Genomic DNA, 19980 nt, shown 5'->3' with positions numbered 1-19980 from the left:
ACGCCAGCACTTTTCAATGACGAAAGGACACCCCATGGCCAACGAACAGCAGCGCACCATGACCCCGCAGGCGAGGCGCGCGATCGCCGCAGCCTACTTCGGCACCCTCATCGAGTGGTACGACTACGCCCTCTACGGCGCCGCCGCGGGCCTCGTGATCGGCCCGCTCTTCTTCCCGGACGTCATCCCGGCCTCCGCCTCGATGCTCGCCTTCGCGACCTTCGCCGTCGGCTTCGTCGTGCGGCCGCTCGGCGGCCTCCTCATCTCCCACCTCGGTGACCGGGTCGGCCGGAAGCCCGCGATGATCCTGACCATCGTGCTCATGGGGATCGCGACCGTGGGCATCGGGGTCCTCCCGACCGCCGAGGCGATCGGGTTGGCGGCGCCGATCCTGCTCATCCTGTTCCGCTTCATCCAGGGCTTCGGTGCCGGAGCGGAACTCGCCGGTGCCCTCACGCTCGTCGCGGAGTACGCACCCGAACCGCGCCGGGGACGGGTGATCGGACTGGTCACCTCGGGCGCACCTGGCGGAGCATTCCTCGCGACGTTGGCCTTCACGTTCGCGTCGATGCTTCCCGGCGACGTGCTGCTCGGCTGGGCCTGGCGCATCCCGTTCCTGGTCTCCGCCGTCCTCTTCGTCCTCGCGCTGTGGATCCGTCGCCGACTCGAGGAGACGCCTGAGTACCGGGATGCCGTGGCGAACGCCGAGCACGCCGCGACGAAGGTGCCCCTGGCAGAGCTCTTCCGCCGCAGTCCCCGCGAACTCATCCTCGGCTTCTTCAGTGTGTGCGGTCACAACGTGACGAACTATGTGCTCAGCGCCTTCGCCCTCAGCTACCTCACGCTGACGGTCGGGATGCCCCGGGTCGAGGCGCTGATCGCGGTCCTGGTCTCTTCACTGCTCACCGCCTTCGCTCCCGTCCTCGGCGGGGTCGCGGTCGATCGCTTCGGGGCCAAGCGCGTGGTCGTCTTCGGCTCCGTCGCCGGGATCGTCCTCACGTACCCGGTCTTCCTCTCGCTGCAGTCCGGCGACCCGGTGCTGGCCGCCCTCGGGATGACGGCGCTCGGCGTCGTTGCCGTGGGCGCGACCGCGGCCTCCACGGGGACCTTCCTCACGAACCTCTTCCCGACCCGGTACCGCTTCACCGGCGTCGCGACGGCCCGGGAGCTCAACGGCGCCCTGGTCGCCGGCCCGACTCCCCTCATCGCCACCGCTCTCGTCGCGGCCGCCGGGGGAGGACTCTGGCTCGTGGTGCTGTTCGTGATCGGCGCCTGCCTGGTGTCCCTGCTGGCCGTCGTCGCGACACCGAAGCGCATCGGGGACCTGCAGCCCGAGGACCTCTCCGGTGCCTCTCGGTTCGCGCCGACCGGAAGCGCGTCAGAGTGAGGGGAACGGGCGACACGCCCGGGAATCGGCGGTGATTTGCCCGATGCCCGGAACCCACGTAAGTTATTACCTGTTCGCCCCAAACGGTTGAGCGGAGGTCTTCGGACCGGCTCCCGTCAAGCATCGAACACCTCCCGAATCCCACACACTCACTGAGTGAGCAGGATGAAGGATGCTGATCCGTTCCCGCGGTCAGGCCGAAGAAACTCGGACTTGACAACGGAAACGAGATCGGTAAGATAGAGAAGTTGCCCTGCGGGCCTGGTCGTGATGGCTGGGTCGTGGGAGCATCCGATCCTTGAGAACTCAACAGCGTGCACTTGTCAAATGCCAAATTATCCTCGTCTAGCTTCGGCTGGGTGAGAATTCCTTTGGATCAAAGACCAACCTCCTTGTGGGGTTGGCAACGGATGAAGTCAGCAATGAATTCGTCTCTTTGGTCAGCATCAAACTCGCTGCGTTCCGGTTTTTCCCCGGTTCGTATGCAATTTCTTTTACGGAGAGTTTGATCCTGGCTCAGGATGAACGCTGGCGGCGTGCTTAACACATGCAAGTCGAACGGTGAACACGGAGCTTGCTCTGTGGGATCAGTGGCGAACGGGTGAGTAACACGTGAGCAACCTGCCCCTGACTCTGGGATAAGCGCTGGAAACGGCGTCTAATACTGGATATGTGACGTGACCGCATGGTCTGCGTTTGGAAAGATTTTTCGGTTGGGGATGGGCTCGCGGCCTATCAGCTTGTTGGTGAGGTAATGGCTCACCAAGGCGTCGACGGGTAGCCGGCCTGAGAGGGTGACCGGCCACACTGGGACTGAGACACGGCCCAGACTCCTACGGGAGGCAGCAGTGGGGAATATTGCACAATGGGCGAAAGCCTGATGCAGCAACGCCGCGTGAGGGATGACGGCCTTCGGGTTGTAAACCTCTTTTAGCAGGGAAGAAGCGAAAGTGACGGTACCTGCAGAAAAAGCGCCGGCTAACTACGTGCCAGCAGCCGCGGTAATACGTAGGGCGCAGCGTTATCCGGAATTATTGGGCGTAAAGAGCTCGTAGGCGGTTTGTCGCGTCTGCTGTGAAATCCCGAGGCTCAACCTCGGCCTGCAGTGGGTACGGGCAGACTAGAGTGCGGTAGGGGAGATTGGAATTCCTGGTGTAGCGGTGGAATGCGCAGATATCAGGAGGAACACCGATGGCGAAGGCAGATCTCTGGGCCGTAACTGACGCTGAGGAGCGAAAGGGTGGGGAGCAAACAGGCTTAGATACCCTGGTAGTCCACCCCGTAAACGTTGGGAACTAGTTGTGGGTCCATTCCACGGATTCCGTGACGCAGCTAACGCATTAAGTTCCCCGCCTGGGGAGTACGGCCGCAAGGCTAAAACTCAAAGGAATTGACGGGGACCCGCACAAGCGGCGGAGCATGCGGATTAATTCGATGCAACGCGAAGAACCTTACCAAGGCTTGACATATACGAGAACGGGCCAGAAATGGTCAACTCTTTGGACACTCGTAAACAGGTGGTGCATGGTTGTCGTCAGCTCGTGTCGTGAGATGTTGGGTTAAGTCCCGCAACGAGCGCAACCCTCGTTCTATGTTGCCAGCACGTAATGGTGGGAACTCATGGGATACTGCCGGGGTCAACTCGGAGGAAGGTGGGGATGACGTCAATCATCATGCCCCTTATGTCTTGGGCTTCACGCATGCTACAATGGCCGGTACAAAGGGCTGCAATACCGTGAGGTGGAGCGAATCCCAAAAAGCCGGTCCAGTTCGGATTGAGGTCTGCAACTCGACCTCATGAAGTCGGAGTCGCTAGTAATCGCAGATCAGGCAACGCTGCGGTGAATACGTTCCGGGTCTTGTACACACCGCCCGTCAAGTCATGAAAGTCGGTAACACCTGAAGCCGGTGGCCTAACCTTGTGGAGGGAGCTGTCGAAGGTGGGATCGGTAATTAGGACTAAGTCGTAACAAGGTAGCCGTACCGGAAGGTGCGGCTGGATCACCTCCTTTCTAAGGAGCATCTGACGCTTCGGCGTCCAGAACCCGGTTCGAAGGCACACGTTCTTCGCTGGGAGCTCATGGTGGAACATTTGACATGGCATCGAGATCTGATCTCGGGACTAGTACGCCGCTTCGGTGGTTGGAAGGTTCTGGGTGAGGGGACCGGTGCCTGCACGCTGTGGGTCCTGAGGGACCGATGCGGATCTTTCGGGATCTGGTCTGAACCTCTGGACCTCTTTCTGTTTGTCCCTGTGGGGGCAGGTGGATGGGGGTTCCGCCCGTACTTTGAGAACTACACAGTGGACGCGAGCATCTTGCAACTGGTCTTTGATCAGTTGCGCAAGATGATCTTAAAGATCATTAGTCAATTTCTGATTCAGTCTTCGGACTGGTCGGGTTTTTGATTCAAACTCATGTGATTTCAAGTCTTTAAGAGCAAACGGTGGATGCCTTGGCATCTGGAGCCGAAGAAGGACGTAGCAATCTGCGATAAGCCTCGGGGAACTGATAAGCAAGTTTTGATCCGAGGGTGTCCGAATGGGGAAACCCCGCTGGGCGGCGTGCCGACCTAGTGACTCCCGCCTGAATATATAGGGCGGGTAGAGGGAACGTGGGGAAGTGAAACATCTCAGTACCCACAGGAAGAGAAAGCAACCGCGATTCCGTTAGTAGTGGCGAGCGAAACCGGATCAGGCTAAACCGAGTGTGTGTGATATCCGGCAGGAGTTGCATATTCGGGGTTGTGGGACTCACCAGTCAGTTCTGCCGAGCTGGCGACGTTACAGAAGCGTATAGACGAACGGTCTTGAAAGGCCGGTCATAGAGGGTGCCAACCCCGTAGTCGAAATGCGTGTTCTGGCGTGGAGAGTATCCCAAGTAGCACGGGGCCCGTGAAATCCCGTGTGAATCTGTCAGGACCACCTGATAAGCCTAAATACTCCCAGATGACCGATAGCGGACAAGTACCGTGAGGGAAAGGTGAAAAGTACCCCGGGAGGGGAGTGAAATAGTACCTGAAACCGTTTGCTTACAAACCGTTGGAGCACCCCTGGTAGGTGTGACAGCGTGCCTTTTGAAGAATGAGCCTGCGAGTTAGCGATATGTGGCGAGGTTAACCCGTGTGGGGTAGCCGTAGCGAAAGCGAGTCTGAATAGGGCGATTCAGTCGCATGTCCTAGACCCGAAGCGAAGTGATCTATCCATGGCCAGGTTGAAGCGACGGTAAGACGTCGTGGAGGACCGAACCCACTTAGGTTGAAAACTGAGGGGATGAGCTGTGGATAGGGGTGAAAGGCCAATCAAACTTCGTGATAGCTGGTTCTCTCCGAAATGCATTTAGGTGCAGCGTTGCGTGTTTCTTGCCGGAGGTAGAGCTACTGGATGGCCGATGGGCCCTACAAGGTTACTGACGTCAGCCAAACTCCGAATGCCGGTAAGTGAGAGCGCAGCAGTGAGACTGTGGGGGATAAGCTTCATAGTCGAGAGGGAAACAACCCAGACCACCAACTAAGGTCCCAAAGCGCGTGCTAAGTGGGAAAGGATGTGGAGTTGCTCTGACAACCAGGAGGTTGGCTTAGAAGCAGCCACCCTTGAAAGAGTGCGTAATAGCTCACTGGTCAAGTGATTCCGCGCCGACAATGTAACGGGGCTCAAGCACGCCACCGAAGTTGTGGCATTGACATTATTGGTAGGCCTTCGTGGTCCAGCCGTGTTGATGGGTAGGAGAGCGTCGTGTGGCCAGCGAAGCGGCGGTGGAAACCAGCCGTGGAGGCTACACGAGTGAGAATGCAGGCATGAGTAGCGAATGACGTGTGAGAAACACGTCCTCCGAAAGACCAAGGGTTCCAGGGTCAAGCTAATCTTCCCTGGGTAAGTCGGGACCTAAGGCGAGGCCGACAGGCGTAGTCGATGGACAACGGGTTGATATTCCCGTACCGGCGAAGAACCGCCCAAGCTAATCCAGTGGTGCTAAACGTCCGAGCCTTCACATCGTCGCCTTCGGGTGACACCGTGGAGGGGAGCACGTGACCCCATGCTGGTGCGGTTAGCGTATTAACAGGTGTGACGCAGGAAGGTAGTCCAAGCCAGGCGATGGTTGTCCTGGTGCAAGTGCGTAGGCCGAGTCGTAGGCAAATCCGCGACTCATACAGGCTGAGACACGATGCGGATAAAAAGTGGATGATCCTATGCTGCCGAGAAAAGCATCGACGCGAGGTTCTAGCCGCCCGTACCCCAAACCGACTCAGGTGGTCAGGTAGAGAATACCAAGGAGATCGAGAGAATCGTGGTTAAGGAACTCGGCAAAATGCCCCCGTAACTTCGGGAGAAGGGGGGCCTTCGACGTATTAGGACTTGCTCCGAAAGCGTTTGGAGGCCGCAGAGACTAGTGGGTAGCGACTGTTTACTAAAAACACAGGTCCGTGCCAAGTCGCAAGACGATGTATACGGACTGACGCCTGCCCGGTGCTGGAAGGTTAAGAGGACCGGTTAGCCGCAAGGCGAAGCTGAGAATTTAAGCCCCAGTAAACGGCGGTGGTAACTATAACCATCCTAAGGTAGCGAAATTCCTTGTCGGGTAAGTTCCGACCTGCACGAATGGCGTAACGACTTCCCAACTGTCTCAACCGCGAACTCGGCGAAATTGCATTACGAGTAAAGATGCTCGTTACGCGCAGCAGGACGGAAAGACCCCGTGACCTTTACTACAGCTTGGTATTGGTGTTCGGTGTGGCTTGTGTAGGATAGGTGGGAGACTTTGAAGCGGTGACGCCAGTTACCGTGGAGTCATTGTTGAAATACCACTCTGGTCACTCTGGATATCTAACTTCGAACCGTAATCCGGTTCAGGGACAGTGCCTGGTGGGTAGTTTAACTGGGGCGGTTGCCTCCCAAAAAGTAACGGAGGCGCCCAAAGGTTCCCTCAACCTGGTTGGCAATCAGGTGGCGAGTGTAAGTGCACAAGGGAGCTTGACTGTGAGACTGACAGGTCGAGCAGGGACGAAAGTCGGGACTAGTGATCCGGCAGTGGCTTGTGGAAGCGCTGTCGCTCAACGGATAAAAGGTACCTCGGGGATAACAGGCTGATCTTGCCCAAGAGTCCATATCGACGGCATGGTTTGGCACCTCGATGTCGGCTCGTCGCATCCTGGGGCTGGAGTAGGTCCCAAGGGTTGGGCTGTTCGCCCATTAAAGCGGTACGCGAGCTGGGTTTAGAACGTCGTGAGACAGTTCGGTCCCTATCCGCTGCGCGCGTAGGAAGTTTGAGAGGATCTGACCCTAGTACGAGAGGACCGGGTTGGACGAACCTCTGGTGTGTCAGTTGTTCCGCCAGGAGCACCGCTGATTAGCTACGTTCGGGATGGATAACCGCTGAAAGCATCTAAGCGGGAAGCCGGCCTCAAGATGAGACTTCCATACCTTCGGGTGAGAGGCTCCCAGCCAGACTACTGGGTTGATAGGCCAGATGTGGAAGCACGGTAACGTGTGCAGCTGACTGGTACTAATAAGCCGATGACTTGATAACACACCGTTTGTTGGTGCTTGCGTCCACTGAGTGGTTCTCGATGTACGGTCGAGAACTACCTTCAACAATGATTCATCATTGCTTTAGGTTTGATTGAAACATCAATAGTGTTTCGGCGGCCATAGCGTGAGGGAAACGCCCGGTCACATTCCGAACCCGGAAGCTAAGCCTCACAGCGCCGATGGTACTGCAGGGGGGACCCTGTGGGAGAGTAGGACACCGCCGGACTCCTTTTAGTCGAGAAGGCCACCCAATGCTGGGTGGCCTTCTTGCGTTAACGCGACTGTTTCGCACGGCCGGCAGGATCGCTTCAGCGCGCCAAGCGTGCCTCGAGCGTCGCTGCGGTCTCGCGCACAGCCTTCGCCAGCGAAGACTCCGTGCCGTCGTCGTCGGCCCAGGTGACCGCCACAGCGGCGACCGGCCAGCCGGCCGCGTCGCGCACGACGGCACCCACGGAGCGCAGACCTTCCGCGACCTCGCCGTCCTCCGTCGCCCAGCCTCGCGAGCGCACTTCCCGGAGGAGATCGCGCAGCTCGCCGGGGCGACGAGGGCCCCGCCCGGTGCGGTCGGAGAACGCCGACGCGTCCGGGTACAGCGCCCGGATCTGTTCGCGGGGGAGGGCGGCGAGCATCGCGCGTCCGGTCGCGGTCAGGTGCGCGGGGAGGCGCACGCCCACGTCGGTCACCAGTGCCGGCCGCCGGGGCGCACGCTCTTCGACGATGTACAGCACATCGCCGCCGCTCATGACCGCCAGATGCGCGCTCTCCCCGAGCTGGTCGGAGAGCCCGGCGATGAGCGGCCGTCCGAGCCGCGCCAACGGCTGCTGTCGGGCGTACCCTCCGGCCAGCTCGAAGGCCGACGTCCCGAGCCCCCACCGGCGTTCCTCGCGGAGGTGCAGCACGAAGCCGTGGGTGGCGAGCGTGTGCAGCAGGTGGTACACCGTCGATCGCGGAAGCATCAGCTCGCGCGCGATCGCGGAGGCCGCCACCGGTGCAGGCCGGCCTGCCAGGTAGCTCAGGATACGCAGAGTCTGCGCCGCGGCGGGCACCTGGCTGTCGTCGGTCTCCGAGTTGTCTGGGATCACAGACAAAGGTTGCCACGAAGCCGCGTGCGCGTCGACCCCGCGGGTGTGGAATCGAGACATGAGCGATCCTGCCCCTGTCCTCGTCGGCGCCGCCCCTTTGTCTGCCGCGGATGTCGTCCGCGTCGTCCGTCACGATGTGCCCGTCGTCGTCGACCCCGCCGCGCTGGACAGGGTCGCCGAGACCCGCCGTGTGGTCGACGGCCTCGCCGCTGACCCGAACCCGCATTATGGGGTGTCCACCGGCTTCGGCGCGCTGGCGACGACCTTCATCGCTCCGGAACGTCGCCTGCAGCTGCAGGCGAGCCTCATCCGATCGCACGCCGCCGGCACCGGCGCCGAGGTCGAGCGGGAGGTTGTGCGCGGGCTCCAGGTGCTGCGCCTCCAGACGCTTGCCTCCGGGCGCACGGGGGTTCGTCCCGTCGTCGTCGAGACGTATGCCGCGCTGCTCAACGCGGGCATCGTGCCGGTGGTCCGCGAGTACGGGTCGCTGGGGTGCTCCGGGGATCTCGCGCCCCTCGCCCACATCGCCCTCGCCGCCATGGGGGAGGGCGAGGTCCGCGACGCCACGGGCCGACTCGTCCCGGCGGCCGATGCCCTTGCGGACGCCGGCATCGCGCCGCTCACGCTTGTGGAGAAGGAGGGCCTCGCCCTCATCAACGGCACGGACGGGATGCTCGGCACGCTGGTGCTCGCGCTCCATGACCTGGAGATGCTGCTGCTCACTGCCGATGTGGCGGCGGCGATGTCCGTCGAGTCGCAGCTCGGCACGGACGCGGTGTTCGCCGCCGATCTCATGGCGCTGCGTCCGCAGGCGGGACAGGCCACCTCAGCCGGCCACCTCCGTGCCCTGCTCGCCGGCTCGCCGATGGTCGCCAGCCACAAGGGCCCGGAAGACGGCCGTGTCCAGGACGCGTACTCGCTACGGTGTTCCCCGCAGGTGCACGGCGCCGCACGTGACACGCTCGGGCATGCTGCCATGATCGCGGAGCGCGAGCTCTCCAGCGTCATCGACAACCCCATCATCACCCTCGACGGCCGCATCGAGTCGAACGGCAACTTCCACGGGGCGCCCGTCGCCGCGGTCCTCGACTTCCTGGCGATCTCGATCGCCGACGTCGCCTCCGTGTCCGAGCGGCGCACCGACCGCGCGCTGGACCCGGCCCGCAGCCACGGGCTCCCGCCGTTCCTCGCGGCGGAGGTCGGAGTCGACTCCGGGCTGATGATCGCGCAGTACGCGGCGGCCGGCATCGTCTCCGAGCTCAAGCGTCTCGCGGTTCCCGCCTCGGTGGACTCCATCCCGTCCTCGGCGATGCAGGAGGACCACGTCTCGATGGGCTGGGCCGCAGCACGGAAGCTGCGTCGGGCGATCGACGGTCTCTCCCGCGTCCTCGCGATCGAGATCCTCACCGCCGCCCGCGCGCTGGATCTCCGCGCGCCGCTCGAGGCGGGGCCGGCGACCGGAGCCGTGCGCGACCTCGTCCGCACGGTCGCCGCAGGCCCCGGCCCTGACCGCCACCTCTCGCCCGAGATGGAAGCCGTGACCGACCTCGTCCAGTCGGGTGCCATCGCCCGTGTCGCAAAGGAGCACATGCATGACTGAGGAGAACGCAGCGCGCACGGTGCGCGCGGCCCGCGGTGCCGAGCGCACCGCCAAGAGCTGGGGCGCGGAAGCGGCCAAGCGCATGCTCATGAACAACCTCGATCCCGAGGTCGCCGAGCACCCCGAAGACCTCGTGGTCTACGGCGGGACGGGCAAGGCGGCGCGCAGTTGGGAGGCATACGAGGCGATCGTCCGCACGCTCGACGAGCTGGAGCCGGATGAGACGCTACTCGTCCAGTCCGGCAAGCCGGTGGGCGTGTTCCGCACCCACGAGTGGGCGCCGCGCGTGCTCATCGCCAACTCGAACCTCGTCGGCGACTGGGCGACCTGGCCGGAGTTCCGCCGTCTGGAGGAGCTGGGGCTGACCATGTACGGCCAGATGACCGCGGGCTCCTGGATCTACATCGGCACGCAGGGCATCCTGCAGGGGACGTACGAGACGTTCGCCGCGGTCGCCCGCTCGCTCGGGCGAGACTCCCTGCGGGGGACGCTGACGCTGACCGCCGGTGCGGGCGGGATGGGCGGGGCGCAGCCTCTCGCCGTGACCCTCAACGACGGCGCGGTCCTGATCGTGGACGTCGACGAGACGCGGCTGGCCCGCCGCGTCGAGCACCGGTACCTCGACGAGTACACCACCGACCTGGACGCGGCAGTGGCCCGGGTCGTCGCGGCGAAGGACGCCGGTCACGCCCTCTCGGTCGGCGTCGTGGGCAATGCCGCGGAGATCTTCCCGGAGCTCCGGCGTCGGGGCGTGCCGATCGACGTCGTGACCGACCAGACCAGCGCTCACGACCCGCTCGCCTACCTGCCGATCGGCATCGAGGTGGACCGCTGGAAGGAGGAGGCGGCGCGCGACCCCGAGGAGTTCACCCGCCGGTCGAGGGAATCCATGGCCGCCCACGTCGCCGCGATGGTCGGCTTCCAGGACGCCGGGGCGGCGGTCTTCGACTACGGCAACTCGATCCGCGCGGAGGCGCAGCTCGGTGGATTCGACCGGGCGTTCGCGTTCCCCGGATTCGTCCCCGCCTACATCCGCCCGCAGTTCGAGGAGGGGCGCGGACCGTTCCGCTGGGTGGCGCTGTCCGGAGACCCGGAGGACATCTTCAAGACGGACCGCGCGATCGCCGAGCTCTTCCCTGAGGACACCGCGCTGCACCGCTGGCTCGACAAGGCGGGCTCAGCCGTCCACTTCGAGGGTCTCCCGGCGCGCATCTGCTGGCTGGGCTACCAGGAGCGGCACCTCGCCGGACTGAAGTTCAACGAGATGGTCGCCTCGGGAGAGCTGTCCGCGCCGATCGTCATCGGCCGCGACCACCTCGACTCCGGCTCCGTCGCATCGCCATACCGGGAGACCGAGGCGATGAAGGACGGCTCCGACGCGATCGCCGACTGGCCGCTGCTCAACGCCCTCCTCAACACCGCCTCCGGGGCGTCGTGGGTGTCGCTGCACCACGGCGGCGGGGTGGGGATCGGCCGCTCGATCCACGCCGGGCAGGTCACGGTGGCGGACGGTTCGGCCCTCGCGGCGGAGAAGCTCGCCCGGGTGCTGACGAACGACCCCGGGACCGGCGTCATGCGGCACGTGGACGCCGGGTACGACCACGCCGCAGAGGTCGCGCGCGACCGCGGACTGAAGGTGCCGATGCTGTGACGACGACGCTCATCTCCGGGATCGGGGAGCTGACCACCAACGTCGCCGCCGGGGGCGACCCGACCGGCACGCTCCGCGATGCGGCCGTGCTGATCGACGGCGCGCGGATCGCGTGGGTGGGCTCGTCCGCTGCGGCTCCCGCGGCCGATGAGGTCGTCGACGCCGGGGGTCGGGCCGTGATCCCCGGATTCGTCGACAGCCACAGCCACCTCGTCTTCGGTGGCGATCGGGCGGCGGAGTTCGAGGCGCGCATGGCGGGGCAGCCGTACGCGGCGGGCGGCATCCGCTCGACGGTGCAGGCGACGCGGGCGGCGACCGACGACGAGCTCCGCGCCCGACTGCGCGGGTTCATCGAGGAGCTGCGGGCGCAGGGCACCACCACGGTCGAGATCAAGAGCGGCTACGGTCTCGCCGTCGCCGAGGAGGAGCGCCTCGTGCGCCTCGCCGCCGAGGTGACGCCGGAGGTCACGTTCCTCGGTGCGCATGTGGTGCCGGTCGAGTACGCCGACGATCCCGATGCCTATGTCGATCTCGTCGTGGGGCCGATGCTCGACGCGTGCGCTCCGCACTCCCGGTGGATCGATGTCTTCTGCGAGACCGGCGCCTTCACGGTGGCGCAGTCACGACGGATCCTGGAGGCGGGCATAGCGCGCGGTCTCGCTCCTCGGGTGCACGCGAGCCAGCTCGGCTCGGGCGACGGCGTGCGGATGGCGGTCGAGCTGGGGGCGGCCTCCGTGGATCACGGCACCTACCTCACCGACGCGGACATCGCCGCGCTCGCCGCATCGGACACGGTGCTCACGCTGCTGCCCGGCGTGGAGTTCTCCACGCGCCAGCCCTATCCGGATGCGCGCCAGCTCCTCGACGCGGGTGTGACGGTCGCGCTGGCGTGCGACACGAACCCGGGGTCGAGCTTCACCTCGTCCATGGCCTTCTGCATCGCCATCGCCGTGCGGGACATGGGCATGACCACGGCGGAGGCGGTCTGGGCCGCGACCGCCGGCGGGGCGCGGGCACTCCGGCGGGACGACATCGGCCGGATCACTCCCGGGGCGCGCGCCGACCTCGTGGTGCTCGACGCCCCCTCCCGCGTGCATCTGGCGTATCGCCCGGGTGTGCCGTTGGTGCAGCGCGTCTGGAAGGACGGCCTCGCGGTCGTCTGAGGCCGCGCGGGCTAGCGTGCCGCGAGGCCGGCGAGCAGCTCGAGCACGCAGAGGGCAGCGAGTCGCACGGTGCGACGGTCCTCGGCGTCCGCGGTCGCGTCGACCTCGGCGATGTCGGCGCTCACGACCCGCGGATCAGCGGCGACCGCCCGGGTGAGGGCGCGAAGCTCCCACGCCGCCAGACCTCCGGGGACGCTGGCCGGGCAGCCCGGTGCGACCGCGCGGTCGCACACGTCCACGTCGATGTCGAGGTGCACCCGGGCGGCGTCGCCCGCGCCCGCGATCGCGACCGCCTCGGCCACGACGTCGGCGATGCCGCGACGACGCACGTCGTCGAGGGTGATGACCCGGATGCCCCAGTCCGCCGCGCGGCGGGCGTAGGCGGCGGAGTTCGCGAAGTCGGCGAGGCCGATCTGCACGATGCGGGTGGGGTCGACGCGGGCCGTCGGGACGCCTGCCGCGGCGGGGACGTCCTCGACGAGTCGCCGCACCGGGGTGCCGTTGGAGACGCCGTCGCGCAGGTCGAAGTGGGCGTCGAACGTGATCAGGCCCGTCGCCCGGGCGCCGAGCGCGACCGGGTAGGTGAGGGAGTTGTCGCCGCCGAGGGCGATGACGAGGTCTGAGGCGTCCGCGAGCTCCCGGACCCGCTCGATCGTCCGCGCCTCTCCCGCATCGCCGTCCGGCTCCGGCACGTCCCCGGCGTCCGCGATGCGGAGCACCTCGTCCAGGTCGATCGTCGGCGGGCCGAGGACCGTCGTGCCGTAGCGGGGGAGTGCCTCGCGGATCGCGGCCGGTGTCGCGTGCGCCCCGGTCGGGGACAGCGAGGTGCGCCAGGTCGGGACGCCGAGGAGCACCGCATCGGCCGTGCCCTCGAACGCGGGCCAGGCGCCGGCGCGCGGCCAGAGCGGATCGTGGGACAGCGCCATGTCAGACTCCCGGGATCAGGGCGTGGGCGACGGTGAAGATCGCGAGGCCGGCGAGGGCGCCGACGACGGTGCCGTTGAGGCGGATGTACTGCAGGTCGCGGCCGACCATGAGCTCGATCTTCTCCGTGGTCTCGGCGGGGTCCCAGCGCTCCACGGTGTCGGTGATGATCGAGGCGATGTCGTGCCGGTACCGGTCCACGAGGAAGACGGCCGCATCGGAGACCCACGTGTCGACGCGCCGCTGCAGGGCGGCGTCGGTCGTGAGCCGCTCGCCGACCTCCTGCAGCGCCTGCACGGCGCGGCGCCGCAGCCCGCTCTCCGGGTCGGCGAGGGAGGTGAGGAGTCCGTTCTTGGCGGTGTTCCACGCCTCTGCGGCGAGGGCGCCGACGCGCGGGCTGTCGAAGAGCGCGGCCTTGGCGTTCTCCAGCTTCTCGCGCGTCGCGGGATCGTTCTGCAGAGCGTCCGCGAGGCGGGACAGGTACCCGTCGACCGCGAGGCGAGCCGGATGCCGCGGGTCGGCCTGCACGGCGCGGACGAACTTGACCGCCTCGTTGTACACGGTGTCATCGATGAGGCGGTGGGCGATCTTCGGCATCCATCCGGGGAGGCGTCGGGAGACGAGTCCGGTGAAGGAGGCCGCGTTCGCGTCGAGCCACCGCCCGATGCTGTCCACCGCGAGGTCGACGGCCCCGTGGTGCGCCTCGGCGTCCACGATCTTCTCCAGCCACGCCCCGGCGGGCGGCCCCCACTCCGGGGCGACGAGGTGCTCGCGGGCGAGGTCGGCGAGGAGGTCGCGCACGTCGTCGTCGCTGAGCGCGTTCAGCACGGCCGTCGCGATCGTCGCTCCCTCGGCCGCCACGCGCTCGGCATGCGGGGTCTCGCGGAGCCACTCCCCGGCGCGGAGGGCGATCGCGGTGCTGGTGAGCTTGGTGCGCACGACGTCGGCGGCGAGGAAGTTCGTCTCCACGAACTCGCCGAGCGTGCGGCCGATCTCGTCCTTGCGGTTCGGGATGATCGCGGTGTGCGGGATGGGCAGGCCCAGCGGACGGCGGAACAGCGCGGTCACCGCGAACCAGTCCGCGAGCGCGCCGACCATGCCGCCCTCCGCGGCGGCGCGGACGTACGCGAGCCCACCGACCCGCTCCTGGAACGCGAACGCGACGACGAAGGCGAGGGCCATGAAGATCAGCGCCCCGAGCGCGACGGCCTTCATCCGCCGCAGCGCGCGCCGACGCTCCTGGTCGGCGAGGGAGAGCAGCGTCGTCGGTGTTCGCGGCATGACGTCATCCTTTCACGGGGCGAGTAGCCTCGATACGTGATCGAAGACATCAAGAAGCGCGCCCTGCACCGCACCAGCATTCTCGAGGGTCAGATGCGCGGCGTCGCGCGGATGATCGAGAGCGAGGAGTACTGCATGGACATCATCACGCAGTCCCGCGCGATCCAGCGCTCCCTCGAGTCGCTCAACCGTCTGCTGCTGGAGAACCACCTGCGCACGCACGTCACCCACATGTTCGAGGACGGCGGCGAGGAGCGCGACAAGGCCGTCGGCGAGCTCCTCAAGGCGTTCGACTTCGACCGCAAGTAAGCGAGAGGCGCGGACGGCCTTTCAGCCGACCGCGTACCGGTCGGCGACCGCCAGCGCCTCCTCGATCGCCGCCAGCCCCCGCACCAGCTCCGCCTCCTCGATCACCAGCGGCGGGGCGATGTGCACGCGGTGGAAGTGCGTGAAGGGCCAGACCCCTGCCCGCTTCGCGGCGGCGGCGAACGCGGTCATCGGCGCGGCGTCGGCACCGCTCGCGTTGAACGGCACCAGCGGCTCCCTGGTCCGCTGATCCCGCACGAGCTCCACCGCCCAGAACAGCCCGCGACCGCGCACCTCGCCCACGCTCGGATGCGACTGCGCCCACGAGCGCAGGGTCGGACCGACGACCCGCTCGCCGAGGTCGCGCACCCGTTCCAGGATGCCGTCCCGGCGGAACACCTCGAACGTGGCCACACCGGCCGTGCAGGCGAGAGGGTGCCCGGAGTACGTCAGTCCGCCCGCGAACGGGACGGTGTCGAAGGCCGCGGCGATGCGGTCGGAGATCACGACGCCGCCGAGCGGCACGTAGCCCGAGTTCACGCCCTTCGCGAAGGTGATCAGGTCGGGGCGGGCCTCGAACGCGTCGATCCCGAACCACTCGCCGAGCCGGCCGAATCCGACCATCACCTCGTCCGCGATGAAGACGATCCCGTAGCGATCGCAGAGCGCGCGCACCCCGAGCAGATAGCCGGGCGGCGGAAGCAGCACGCCGTTGGTGCCGACGACCGTCTCGACGATGATCGCGGCGATCGTCTGCGGCCCCTCGAGCTGGATGGTCTGCTCCAGGTGCGCGAGGGCGCGCTCCGTCTCCTGCTCGGGCGTCTCGCTGTGGAACGGGGAGCGGTAGAGATACGGTCCGAAGAACCGCACGGCCCCGGTGTCCGTGACGTCGTTCGCCCAGCGGCGCGGGTCGCCGGTGAGGGAGATCGCGGTCGCGGTGGAGCCGTGGTAGCTGCGGTACATCGACAGCACCTTCCGGCGGCCCGTGGCCTGCCGGGCCATGCGCACCGCGTATTCGTTCGCCTCCGCGCCGCCGTTCGTGAAGAACACCTTCTCGAACCCGTCGGGAGCGACCTCGGCGATGAGGCGGGCGAGCTCCCCTCGGACATCGTTGGCCATCGACGGCTGGATGGTCGCGAGCCGCCCGGCCTGCTGCTGGATCGCGGCGACGAGGTCCGGGTGCTGGTGGCCGAGGTTGAGGTTCACGAGCTGGCTGGAGAAGTCGAGGTACGCGGTGCCCCCGTAGTCCCAGAAGGTCGAACCTCGACCCGCGGCGACCGGCATCGGGTCGATCAGCGCCTGGGCGCTCCAGGAGTGGAAGACGTGGGCGCGGTCGTCGGCGCGCACCTGCGCCTCGGCGTCCGGGGCGGGGAGCCGGGAGGAGAGTCCGTGGCGGTCGGTGAAGGTCGTCATCGTGGGCGCTCCTCGTCAGTGGTTGCTCGGGAAGCCGAGGTCGATCTGCGACGGGGTGTGGTCGGGCCACCGCGTCGTCACGACCTTCGACCGCGTGTAGAAGTGCACGGACTCGGGGCCGTAGATGTGCGCGTCGCCGAAGAGCGAGTCCTTCCACCCGCCGAACGAGTAGGCGCCGATGGGCACCGGGATCGGGACGTTGACGCCGACCATGCCGACCTCGATGTCGAACTCGTACTGCCGCGCCGTCCCGCCGTCGCGCGTGAAGATCGCGGTCCCGTTGCCGTAGGCGTTCGCGTTGACGAGCGCGACCGCCTCCGCGTAGGAGCCCACGCGCACGACGGACAGGACCGGGCCGAAGATCTCGTCGTCGTAGACGCGCATGCCGGGTGTGACGTCGTCGATCAGGCTCACCCCGAGGAAGAAGCCGTCGCCGTCGAACGGCGTCGTCGTGCCGTCGACGACGACCGTGGCACCCTCGCCGGGAGCTTCCGTGACGTAGGAGGCGACCCGGTCACGGTGCTCCGCGGTGATGAGCGGCCCCATCTCGCTCGCCGGGTCCGTGCCGGGGCCTATCGAGAGGCCGTCGATGCGGCGGGCGATCGCGGCGACGAGGTCGTCGGCGATGTCGCCGACCGCCACGAGCACGGACACCGCCATGCAGCGCTCGCCCGCGGAGCCGTACGCTGCGGAGACGGCGGCGTCGGCGGCCGCGTCGATGTCGGCGTCGGGCATCACGACCATGTGGTTCTTCGCGCCGCCGAGCGCCTGAACCCGCTTCCCGGCGGCGGACGCCCGTTCGTAGATCGACCGGGCGATCGGGGTCGAGCCGACGAAGCTCACCGCCTGCACCCGCGGGGAGTCGAGGAGCGCGTCCACGGCCTCCCGGTCGCCGTGCACGACGTTGAGGACGCCGTCCGGGAGACCGGCCTCGCGGAACAGCCGTGCGAGCCAGACCGCGGCGGACGGATCCTTCTCGCTGGGCTTGAGGACGACGGTGTTGCCGCACGCGATGGCGGAGGCGACCATCCACAGCGGCACCATGACCGGGAAGTTGAACGGAGTGATGGCCGCGACCACGCCGACCGGCTGCTTCACGGAGTGCACGTCGACCCCGCGGGCGACCTGCTCGCTGCGCTCGCCCTTGAGCAGGTGCACGAGACCGGCCGCGAACTCGACGTTCTCGATGCCACGGGACACCTCGCCGGCGGCGTCGGACAGGACCTTGCCGTGCTCGGACGTGACGATGGCCGCCAGCTCGCCCATGCGCTCTTTGAGGAGCTGACGGAGCCGGAAGAACACGTCGGCGCGCTTGATGAGGCTCGTCTCCCGCCACGCCGGGAGGGCCGCGGCCGCGGCGGCCACCGCGGCGTCGACCTCGGTGGCAGAGGCGAACGCGACCTCTTTCGTGACGACTCCTGTCGCCGGATCGAAGACGAGGCCTCGGCGGGCCGCGTCGCCGGTATCGGTGCCGTTGATGACGTGACGGACGATGTCCACGGATGCTCCTTCGCAGAGGGGATCGCGTCTCGCACACTCTGACCGAGGGTCGCTACGCTGGGCTCGGCCCATGCTGACAGGAAACGGAGCAGGTGCGGAGTGGCAGAGCGTCAGGACTTCTCGGTGGATCGGACAGATCGTCCGGATCGATCGCCCTCGGTGCTGCGCGTCGGGGACGTGCTCGCGCTCCCCGCGGTGCAGGAGGGGGCGCCGACCGTCCTCGTCGGGGGCCCGGCACTGGAGGCCGGGGTGCGGTGGGTCCACGCCTCGGACAGCGCCACCGTCGCCCGCCTGCTCGACGGCGGCGAGCTGCTGCTCACGACCGGCGCGGCCTGGCCGACGAGCCCCGCAGCGTTGCGCGGGCTCGTGGCGGAGCTGGCGGCGGTCGGGGTGTCCGGCATCATCGTCGAACTCGGCTCGCGGATGCCCCGCGTCCCGTCCGCGGTCGTCGAGGCCTGTGCCGCCTCCGGCCTCGCTCTGATCGCGCTCGGGGTGGAGGTCAAGTTCGTCGCGGTGACCGAGGCCGTGCACCGGGCGCTGATCGAGGCCCAGACGGCAGCGCTCCGCGAGCGTCAGCGACTGCACGACCTCTTCACCGCCCTCAGCCTCCGTGGCGCACCGGCCGACCTCATCGTGTCCGAGGTCGCCCGCGCACTCGACGCCCCGGTCCGCCTCGAGAATCCGGCGGGAGAGGTCGTCGCGATCGAAGCGCTCCGCGTCCCGGTCGGCGAGGCCCTCCGACAGACGGAGCGGGGCGGTGACCGGGTGCCCGTGCAGGCGCGCGGAGTGCGCTGGGGCCGGCTCATCGCAGCGGAGGGTCCGCTGCATCCCGCCGGTCGGGCCACCGTCCTGGAGCTGGGGGCGACGGCCCTCGCCTTCGGCTGCCTCGCCGATGGGGAGGGGGCGTGGACCGTGCTCGCTCATCGCCGCCTCGTCGAGGATCTTCTCGGCGCGCGGTTCGCCCGCGAGGAAGACGTCGAGGTCCGGCTCCGGAGACTCGGTCTCGACCCGTCGGACGGTACCGTCTCCGGCCTCGTCTTCCGCACGGAGGAGGACGCGGAGAGGCTCGTCGCCCGCGCGCGTACGGCGGGGCTGTCCGCGGTGGGGGCCCGGCGCGGAGCCGACGTGGTCCTGCTCGTGGTCGCCGGAGCCGATGCGCTGACCGATCCGGTCCTCGCGCGCCTCTCCGAGGGTGCGCCCGTGACCGTCGGACCGAGCGCCGAAGGCGTCCTCGGGCTCCTGGCCTCGATCCGCGCCGCGCTCGACGTCGCCGCACGGCCGTCCGGGGGCGACGTGCCGGTGGTCCGCCGCGTCGCCGACCGGCCGCTCGAACGCCTCGTGTCGGCCCTGCGCGACGATCGGCGGCTCCAGGCGCACAGCGAGCAGATGCTGGATCCCCTCGTCCGTCACGACCGGGATCGCCGGGGAGACCTGCTCGCGGTCCTCGCCGCCCTCGTCGCGCACCCCGGCAACCGCTCCGCGGCGGCGGCCGCGAGCCATCTCTCGCGCTCGGTGTTCTATCAGCGCCTCGCGCTCATCGGCGACCTCCTCGGCGCGGATCTGGACGACGGGGAGACCCTCGCCGCCCTGCACCTCGCCCTCCTCGCCCGCCGTCGCGAGGAGACGCGGCCGCGCTGAGGCCGACCGTCAGCGCGTGCCCCAGGCGAACTGCTGCTTCTGGAGCTTCGCGTAGATGAAGGTCTCCGTCGACACCACCCCCGGGATCGGGCGGATGCGGTCGTTGACGAGCGCCAGCAGGTGGTCGTCGTCCTCGCACACCGCCTCGACGAGCACGTCGAACGATCCGACCGTGATCACGACGTAGTCGACCTCGTCGATGTCGGCGATCGCCTCGGCCACGCCTCGGGCGTCCCCGGCGACCTTGACGCCCACCATCGCCTGCCGGTGGAAGCCGAGCTGCATCGGGTCGGTCACCGCGACGATCTGCATCACCCCGGACTCGGTGAGCCGCTGCACCCGCTGCCGGACGGCGGCCTCGCTCAGGCCGACGATCCGGCCGATCTCGGAGTACGAGCGCCGCCCGTCCTCCTGCAGCATCTCGACGATGGTCTTGGAGATCGCGTCGAGGGTATGGTCCTTCTTCGACGGTGCCATGGTGTGATCTTGGCACCGCGGACGGTCGTGG

12 protein-coding genes and 3 rRNA genes are annotated in these 19980 nt (G+C 67.1%); 9 read left to right on the top strand and 6 right to left on the bottom strand.

Going from position 1 to position 19980, the window contains the following annotated elements:
- The first annotated feature begins 34 nt into the window (after nt 1-34).
- From C6C15_RS14370 to rrf, 4 genes are all read left to right on the top strand, one after another.
- The gene (locus C6C15_RS14370; RefSeq protein ID WP_234024162.1) at nt 35-1387 is read left to right on the top strand and encodes an MFS transporter; all 1353 of its coding nucleotides are present in this window, start codon (nt 35-37) and stop codon (nt 1385-1387) included.
- Between the two features lie 493 nt (nt 1388-1880).
- Nucleotides 1881-3399: ribosomal RNA gene (locus C6C15_RS14365) — 16S ribosomal RNA — on the top strand.
- 410 nt (nt 3400-3809) lie between these two features.
- Nucleotides 3810-6912 (top strand): 23S ribosomal RNA (locus C6C15_RS14360).
- A gap of 111 nt (nt 6913-7023) precedes the next feature.
- A 5S ribosomal RNA gene (gene rrf, locus C6C15_RS14355) occupies nt 7024-7140 on the top strand.
- The 16S, 23S and 5S rRNA genes sit together here, the layout of an rRNA operon.
- An 82-nt stretch (nt 7141-7222) precedes the next feature.
- On the opposite strand, the gene C6C15_RS14350 is transcribed toward rrf, so the two are convergent.
- The gene (locus C6C15_RS14350) at nt 7223-7960 is read right to left on the bottom strand and encodes an IclR family transcriptional regulator (RefSeq protein ID WP_234024246.1); all 738 of its coding nucleotides are present in this window, start codon (nt 7958-7960) and stop codon (nt 7223-7225) included.
- Nucleotides 7961-8054: 94 nt separating this feature from the next.
- On the opposite strand from C6C15_RS14350, the gene hutH reads away from it, so the two are divergent.
- Genes hutH through hutI form a run of 3 tightly spaced genes read left to right on the top strand, consistent with a single transcriptional unit; the run spans nt 8055 to nt 12410 of the window.
- Nucleotides 8055-9596 (top strand): histidine ammonia-lyase, encoded by a 1542-nt coding sequence (gene hutH / locus C6C15_RS14345; protein WP_105950416.1) that lies wholly within the window; start codon nt 8055-8057, stop codon nt 9594-9596.
- Nucleotides 9589-11247 (top strand): urocanate hydratase, encoded by a 1659-nt coding sequence (gene hutU / locus C6C15_RS14340; RefSeq protein WP_105950415.1) that lies wholly within the window; start codon nt 9589-9591, stop codon nt 11245-11247. Before hutH ends, hutU begins: the two co-directional genes overlap by 8 nt.
- Nucleotides 11244-12410 (top strand): imidazolonepropionase, encoded by a 1167-nt coding sequence (gene hutI, locus C6C15_RS14335; RefSeq protein ID WP_105950414.1) that lies wholly within the window; start codon nt 11244-11246, stop codon nt 12408-12410. Before hutU ends, hutI begins: the two co-directional genes overlap by 4 nt.
- Nucleotides 12411-12421: 11 nt before the next feature.
- Here hutI and C6C15_RS14330 read toward each other — a convergent pair whose 3' ends face one another.
- Nucleotides 12422-13336, bottom strand: coding sequence for an agmatinase family protein (locus tag C6C15_RS14330; RefSeq protein WP_105950413.1), 915 nt, complete (start codon nt 13334-13336; stop codon nt 12422-12424).
- 1 nt (nt 13337) lies between these two features.
- Nucleotides 13338-14615, bottom strand: a complete 1278-nt coding sequence (locus C6C15_RS14325; RefSeq protein ID WP_060922949.1) for a DUF445 domain-containing protein — start codon at nt 14613-14615, stop codon at nt 13338-13340.
- Between the two features lie 36 nt (nt 14616-14651).
- Here C6C15_RS14325 and C6C15_RS14320 point away from each other — a divergent pair, with 36 nt between their 5' ends.
- Nucleotides 14652-14924, top strand: a complete 273-nt coding sequence (locus C6C15_RS14320) for a metal-sensitive transcriptional regulator (protein WP_060922948.1) — start codon at nt 14652-14654, stop codon at nt 14922-14924.
- Between the two features lie 21 nt (nt 14925-14945).
- Here C6C15_RS14320 and C6C15_RS14315 read toward each other — a convergent pair whose 3' ends face one another.
- Both C6C15_RS14315 and C6C15_RS14310 read right to left on the bottom strand, forming a co-directional pair.
- A complete protein-coding gene (locus C6C15_RS14315) occupies nt 14946-16334 on the bottom strand; it encodes an aspartate aminotransferase family protein (protein ID WP_105950412.1) in 1389 nt (462 codons plus the stop codon).
- A 15-nt stretch (nt 16335-16349) separates the two neighbouring features.
- Entirely contained in the window at nt 16350-17834 is a 1485-nt protein-coding gene (locus C6C15_RS14310) for a CoA-acylating methylmalonate-semialdehyde dehydrogenase (protein ID WP_060922946.1), read from the bottom strand.
- Between the two features lie 123 nt (nt 17835-17957).
- Here C6C15_RS14310 and C6C15_RS14305 point away from each other — a divergent pair, with 123 nt between their 5' ends.
- Nucleotides 17958-19472: a PucR family transcriptional regulator gene (locus C6C15_RS14305; protein ID WP_234024161.1), complete on the top strand. Its 1515-nt coding sequence runs from the start codon at nt 17958-17960 to the stop codon at nt 19470-19472.
- Nucleotides 19473-19481: 9 nt separating this feature from the next.
- On the opposite strand, the gene C6C15_RS14300 is transcribed toward C6C15_RS14305, so the two are convergent.
- Nucleotides 19482-19949, bottom strand: a complete 468-nt coding sequence (locus C6C15_RS14300) for an Lrp/AsnC family transcriptional regulator (protein WP_025102615.1) — start codon at nt 19947-19949, stop codon at nt 19482-19484.
- Nucleotides 19950-19980: the final 31 nt, after the last annotated feature.

The organism is Microbacterium sp. str. 'China', assembly GCF_002993305.1.
Lineage (GTDB): Bacteria > Actinomycetota > Actinomycetes > Actinomycetales > Microbacteriaceae > Microbacterium > Microbacterium paraoxydans.
The sequence above is the reverse complement of the archived record's forward strand: the minus strand, read 5'-3'. Positions and strand labels throughout refer to the sequence as shown.

Bases quoted from the DNA above. Each gene is read 5' to 3' on its own strand.
- hutU (WP_105950415.1), top strand. From the start codon at position 9,589: ATGACTGAGGAGAACGCAGCGCGCACGGTGCGCGCGGCCCGCGGTGCC.
- C6C15_RS14370 (WP_234024162.1), top strand. From the start codon at position 35: ATGGCCAACGAACAGCAGCGCACCATGACCCCGCAGGCGAGGCGCGCG.
- C6C15_RS14325 (WP_060922949.1), bottom strand. From the start codon at position 14,615: ATGCCGCGAACACCGACGACGCTGCTCTCCCTCGCCGACCAGGAGCGT.
- hutH (WP_105950416.1), top strand. From the start codon at position 8,055: ATGAGCGATCCTGCCCCTGTCCTCGTCGGCGCCGCCCCTTTGTCTGCC.
- C6C15_RS14315 (WP_105950412.1), bottom strand. From the start codon at position 16,334: ATGACGACCTTCACCGACCGCCACGGACTCTCCTCCCGGCTCCCCGCC.
- C6C15_RS14330 (WP_105950413.1), bottom strand. From the start codon at position 13,336: ATGGCGCTGTCCCACGATCCGCTCTGGCCGCGCGCCGGCGCCTGGCCC.
- C6C15_RS14300 (WP_025102615.1), bottom strand. From the start codon at position 19,949: ATGGCACCGTCGAAGAAGGACCATACCCTCGACGCGATCTCCAAGACC.